Source organism: Siphonobacter sp. BAB-5405, from assembly GCF_002872335.1.
In the GTDB taxonomy this organism is placed as follows: domain Bacteria; phylum Bacteroidota; class Bacteroidia; order Cytophagales; family Spirosomataceae; genus Siphonobacter.
Window position 1 is genome coordinate 1 of the sequence record NZ_NJAG01000102.1, and the last position, 5,130, is coordinate 5,130.

General features: G+C 49.9%; 4 protein-coding genes. All 4 read right to left on the minus strand.

The genetic code is table 11. The annotated features are described in order from the left end of the window. Nucleotides 1-916, minus strand: a 916-nt coding sequence (locus BWI97_RS29115) for a family 43 glycosylhydrolase (RefSeq protein WP_199182116.1), incomplete at its 3' end; no start/stop codon positions are given. Next, nucleotides 903-1,283 (minus strand): family 43 glycosylhydrolase, encoded by a 381-nt coding sequence (locus tag BWI97_RS29120; RefSeq protein ID WP_199182117.1) that lies wholly within the window; start codon nucleotides 1,281-1,283, stop codon nucleotides 903-905. The genes BWI97_RS29120 and BWI97_RS29115, both read right to left, overlap by 14 nt. Before the next feature lie 8 nt (nucleotides 1,284-1,291). After that, entirely contained in the window at nucleotides 1,292-2,305 is a 1,014-nt protein-coding gene (locus BWI97_RS26070) for a zinc-binding alcohol dehydrogenase family protein (RefSeq protein WP_102203398.1), read from the minus strand. 612 nt (nucleotides 2,306-2,917) lie between these two features. After that, the coding region (locus BWI97_RS26075) for a LamG-like jellyroll fold domain-containing protein (RefSeq protein WP_304529130.1) at nucleotides 2,918-5,130 on the minus strand (2,213 nt) is incomplete at its 5' end.

Below are 5,130 nucleotides of genomic sequence, written 5' to 3' on the forward strand. Positions count from 1 at the left end.
GACACAAGCCGCTTCGCTGACCAGGTGCCATCCGCGAAACATCCATTTTTACAATCACTTCGTTGGAAGAAGTTCGGAAACAACGTTGCGTCAGGGTATTGCCAGCCGTCAATAATTCGTTATTCTTTAAGGGTTTATAGGCTTTGAGTCGTAGCCAGCCCTTTCGTTCGCGAAGCGAATACTTTTCTTCCCGGGGTTGATAGTTCCACTCCCACTGCGGGCCCAGTACGGACGTACTGAACTCGTCGCTTCGGGCCAGGGTATAACCGCCGGAAGTAGCAGAGGGCATTTTTCCCTCCCAGGCCATCGTACCAATCGAATCTCCGATAACCTTACCTATGATCGGCCAATCCTTGATCCAGGTCACGGGCAGTAAACTCACGATTCTGCCTGACCAGTCCCCCGAACCGTGGTGGGTGAGAAAATACCATTTCCCATCTTTGCCTAATACGATTCCGCCCTGATTGGGTTCCATGGCTTCCTGACTGGTCAGGGCAAGCTGCTTTTCTTCCGTGTACGGGCCGTTTATGTTTCTGGACCGTTTTGCCATTACGTACCGACCTTTATCAGATTTGTGTTCGCTGAAGACGAGGTAATACCAGTCCTTCACTTTGATCAATTTACTCGCTTCCCGTCCGGACCCGGCGTTTACCAGAACGGCCGATTTCCGGTCAATGGATTTTCCGTCGGCGGACAGGTCGAACAGATAGGTTTTGTAGCCATCGGCGAAGTGAGTCCCTACGAAATAACCTTTCCCTTTTTCGTCCCAGATCGCCGAGCAGTCATCCCAGCCCGACTCCTTCAATACGGGTGTCAACGGTTCCCAGGGTCCTTCGGCTTTGGCGGCGGAGGTCATGAAATACCCTTCGTCAGGCGTGCCGAAATACAGATAAAAGCGACCTTTATGATGCCGCAAAGACCCCGCCCAAATCCCTTTCCCGTACCGATTTCATTTTTTTCCAGGATAATTCATCGGAGATCTGGGTAAGGTCCGTCACGGCATGACCGCAGATTTTCCAGTTCACCAGGTCCTTGGATTCCAGAATGATCATCCCCGGCGAGTACTGAAAGGTGGAAGAAATGGCGTAATACGTGTCGCCCACCCGAATGCAGTCCAGGTCACTGTAATCACTGGGAATGATGGGATTTCGGTACGTGCCATTTTTCTGATCGCCCCAGTGCTTCCAGGCTCCCCATTGAACGGGATTCTGGGCAATCCCTGTGCAGTGAGCCAGCATGACGCTCATGGTCAGGCAAAGCATTTTTCTTAAGATGTGTCTCATGCCGTTCACTAGCTCAAATCAATTAGTGCTTTGATTACTTTGTTTTCAGGCTTTAAAAAATCTTCAAAGCGATCTTTTACCTGGTTAAAGTCTACACGGTGCGTAATGTAATTCGCGGGCGAGACCAAGCCTTTTCGCAGGCAGTCCATGACGTGCACAAAATCGGCTCGGGTGGCATTTCGGCTGCTCATCAACGTCGCTTCCCGCTTATGAAATTCGGGATGACTCAACGTTATAGCTTCCTTTTGCAGGCCTATCAATACGTACCTGCCGCCATGAGCCAGGTACGAAAAGCCCGCATTGATGGCGTTGAGATTGCCGGTGGCATCGATCACTACGGTAGGCATCTCTCCATTCGTAATGCGTTCCAGTTGCTCCAGCGGATTCTCTCGTTTCGGGTTTAGGGTGTAATCGACGTGTAAGGTCTGACGGCAGAACGAAAGTCTATCGTCGTTCACATCCATGGCAATGACTTTCGCACCCGCAATCCTGGCAAATTCCATGGTACCCAGGCCAATAGGTCCAGCACCGATCACCAGTACAAATTCATCCGGGGTGACGTTAGCCCGGCGAATGCCATGGGCTCCGATCGCCAGCGGCTCGACCAGGGCAAGTTCATCGTAGCTAAGTCCTTCGCTTTTGACCAGTGCGTACGAGGGAACCAGCAGTTGTTCCGTCATACCCCCATCGATGTGCACTCCACTGACCTGCATCTGTTTACAACAGTTGGTTTTGTCCTTTCTACAGGCAATACAGGTTCCACAGTGGAAGTAAGGAATAATCGTTACCGCATCACCGGGTTTAAAGTCAGGATGATCCGTCGTTAAGACATCGGCTGAAAGCTCATGCCCCAGAATACGCGGATAGCTAAAGAAGGGTTGATTGCCCTGGTAGGCGTGTAAATCCGTACCACAAATTCCGATGCGTTTAATACGAAGCAGGGAAAAGCCCGGCTGAGTGCTAGGCGTTTCAACGGACTGATACTCAAATTGCCCCGGTGAAAGGCACACTAATGTTTTCATACGCTAGTTAATAACTCTAAACATCTGAAGAACCCAGGCTCCATCGTTCAAGAGGATGTACTATTGTCGACCCATTACTTTCTGAATTTCAATACTTTATTACTACTCCCCTGACTGACTCCAGGTGAGTAGATGAGAGGGTCGTTAAAACTGATGATGCCCCCTGAAAAAGGGCATCATCTGGGCTTATATCTGTTGGAAAGGCCCTGGATCGTACTGTCCATGAGGCCTAGTCAACCACTTATGCTATAGAGTTCATCGTCGCCACAAATCTATTGTTAAATAAAATATTCAAATTATACAAAATGGCTTTTAATTTTAACAAATCGGGTTTTAACGTCTTTGTAAAACTTTTACTAGCTCTACTCTTAAAAGCTATTTATCAGTGGTTTACGTATGCTAATTGGAGTAGAAACGTTTTTTTTAAGTATCTAGGGCTTAGGAGGAGTTGAACAAACCGTGGAATAAGCCGAATGGAAAGTCCTTTTTGCAGGAATAAATTCCTGCAAACAATCCGCTCATCTTTCCGGGCACTTCTATAAAAAAGCACCAGGTATGGCCTCTGATTGAGGCCACACCTGGTGCTTTACTTTCTGTTATTCAAACGCTTGATTACTTCTTGATAATCGTCAACCCGTACTTTTCGGTCGGGTGCGTAATGACTACCCGGTACACACCTACGGGCAGGTTACCCATCTGAAGCTGTACGTTACCGTTTACGGGAGCGTACGCTTTATCTTCATGAACGATCTGACCGATGGTGTTCAGCACGCGGAGATGCACGGAAGAAAGATCACGGTCGGGTAACTCTATCGTCAGTTGTGCGGATACCGGGTTGGGGAAGGCATTCAGAGGGCGTAAGGTCCGATTGTCAACCGCAATGGCTCGACTCGGCTCCGTTTTCCCATCCGTATCTACCTGTACCAGTCGGTAATACGCCAGGCGTCCCTTTGCCTGCGGATCGAGGAACTGATAATTACTCGGCAGACGAGTGGTACCGTTTCCTTTCACCTGAGCAATGGCTTTGAAGTTAGCCGGCGTGTTCAGGGACCGCTCCAGAACGAAATGATCGTTGTTTAACTCCTGAGCCGTCTTCCAGGTCAAAAGGTTTCCCTCATTGGTTGCTTTTCCTTCGAAGTAAATCAACTGTACCGGTAAGGCACTGGCATTAGCCAGCGTAGCTACATTCTCATTGGAAAAAGCGTAATTGTAGATGCGGAAATCACCAAAGGTGAGGTCGGCATACGGATCGCTGTCCCACATCGAACGTCCCAGGTAGTTTTGCGTCGTTACCCCCAAATCCAAAGGTTTCACAGTAGCCTTATTGTCGGTAGTAATCAGCTGACCGTTCATAAAGAACTTGAACGTAGTATCTTTTTGTGAAATAGCCACGTGAATCCACTGATCGGTTGGCAGAGTATAGGGAATAGTAACGCGATAATTTACTCCGGGACGCCTAATCTCGTAGTACAGATTCTGACCAACTTTGGGTGACAGGGCCATGTAGGTACCCGTACCCGTACCAAAGTCGAAGATACGCGAATTGTCACCTATTCCCTGGGGTATCTTCACCCAGGTTGCCAGCGTAAAATCGGATAAGGTGCTAATCACACCCGAAGGCAGTTCCAGGTACGAGGAAGTGGCTTGGGAAAGAGCAACAGCACCATCAGTAGCAGCGGCAGTTGCCGTAGTGGCCATCTCCGACAGGATTGCTACATCGGAAGGGGCGGTCATACCCGCCGTCCAGGCTGCACCATTTTTCAACTGAGCGTGGTACCCCCCCCAGTCATCGTGAGCAATCGTTCCGCTGGTCTCATCGAAGGCCAGGTGCAGGTGCTGCCCTTTGACCGGTTTACCAGCCAGGCTGACCGACGCCGGACCGCTACCGAGCTCATTGTAAGCTACCATCTTGTAATAGTACTGCTTCCCGTTTGATGCGGTAAGGTCTTCATAACGGCCAGAAGATAACTCTTTAACCAGACTGGTGTACGTACCATTTTCTGATTCTGAACGCAACACTTCGTAAAGCGTACCGAAGGCCGGATCCCAGGTGATCGTGGTCTTATTATCACCCGAAGCGATATACATGTTTTTTACTGCCGCCGGAGCCACCATCAGGGAGTCAAATGATTTTACCTGGTCCTGCGTAAAGATCAACCAGCGTTGAGCGGTAGCGGCGTCCGTAAAGTCGAAAGGTACTGTACTGATTGATTCAGGGGAACTGGCCGCCAGCGTAGGCGAGGAATAACTCTTCTGCGGTACGGTAATCCAGTACGCTTTCGCCATGAAATTCTTTTCGTCCGTGCCGACCTTTGTATTATAACGGGCTCCCAGGAGCTGCAACGACTCCATTCCAGTGGCTGACAGCCCAATGCTGTTGTTCTGATAAGTAAAATACTTACCCGTAGCGGCATTACGGAGTTGATATAACGCCGTAGCAGGATCGAACTCAACGTACCAGGCCGCACGATCATCGGACAGCACACTGGCCCCGGAGGCTTTCTTGTTTACGAGTTGTCCGGATTCGTTTTCGGCCAGGAACGAGGTGCTGAGTCCCACTTTACTACCTTCTACCTTGAGGTAATACTTCTGGGAAGGCGTATGCTCGAAGGTGTACGCAGGGGTCGTAAAGCCCCGTGAGGGATTCGCCAGACCATCTTCACCCAGGGCCTGCGTAACCAGGGCGTGACCGGTATACAGAAACTCGTCGCCGCTGTCTTCGTGTGCACCATTGATGCCGAAGGGCCACATGTGTACGGCATCACCCGTCATGAACCCATCCGTATTGTTTTGCAGGAACTGTACTACTTTATTGGCTCGTTCAC

Coding starts and splice junctions, on each gene's coding strand:
- BWI97_RS29120 (WP_199182117.1), bottom strand. CDS start 1,283: ATGAGACACATCTTAAGAAAAATGCTTTGCCTGACCATGAGCGTCATG.
- BWI97_RS26070 (WP_102203398.1), bottom strand. CDS start 2,305: ATGAAAACATTAGTGTGCCTTTCACCGGGGCAATTTGAGTATCAGTCC.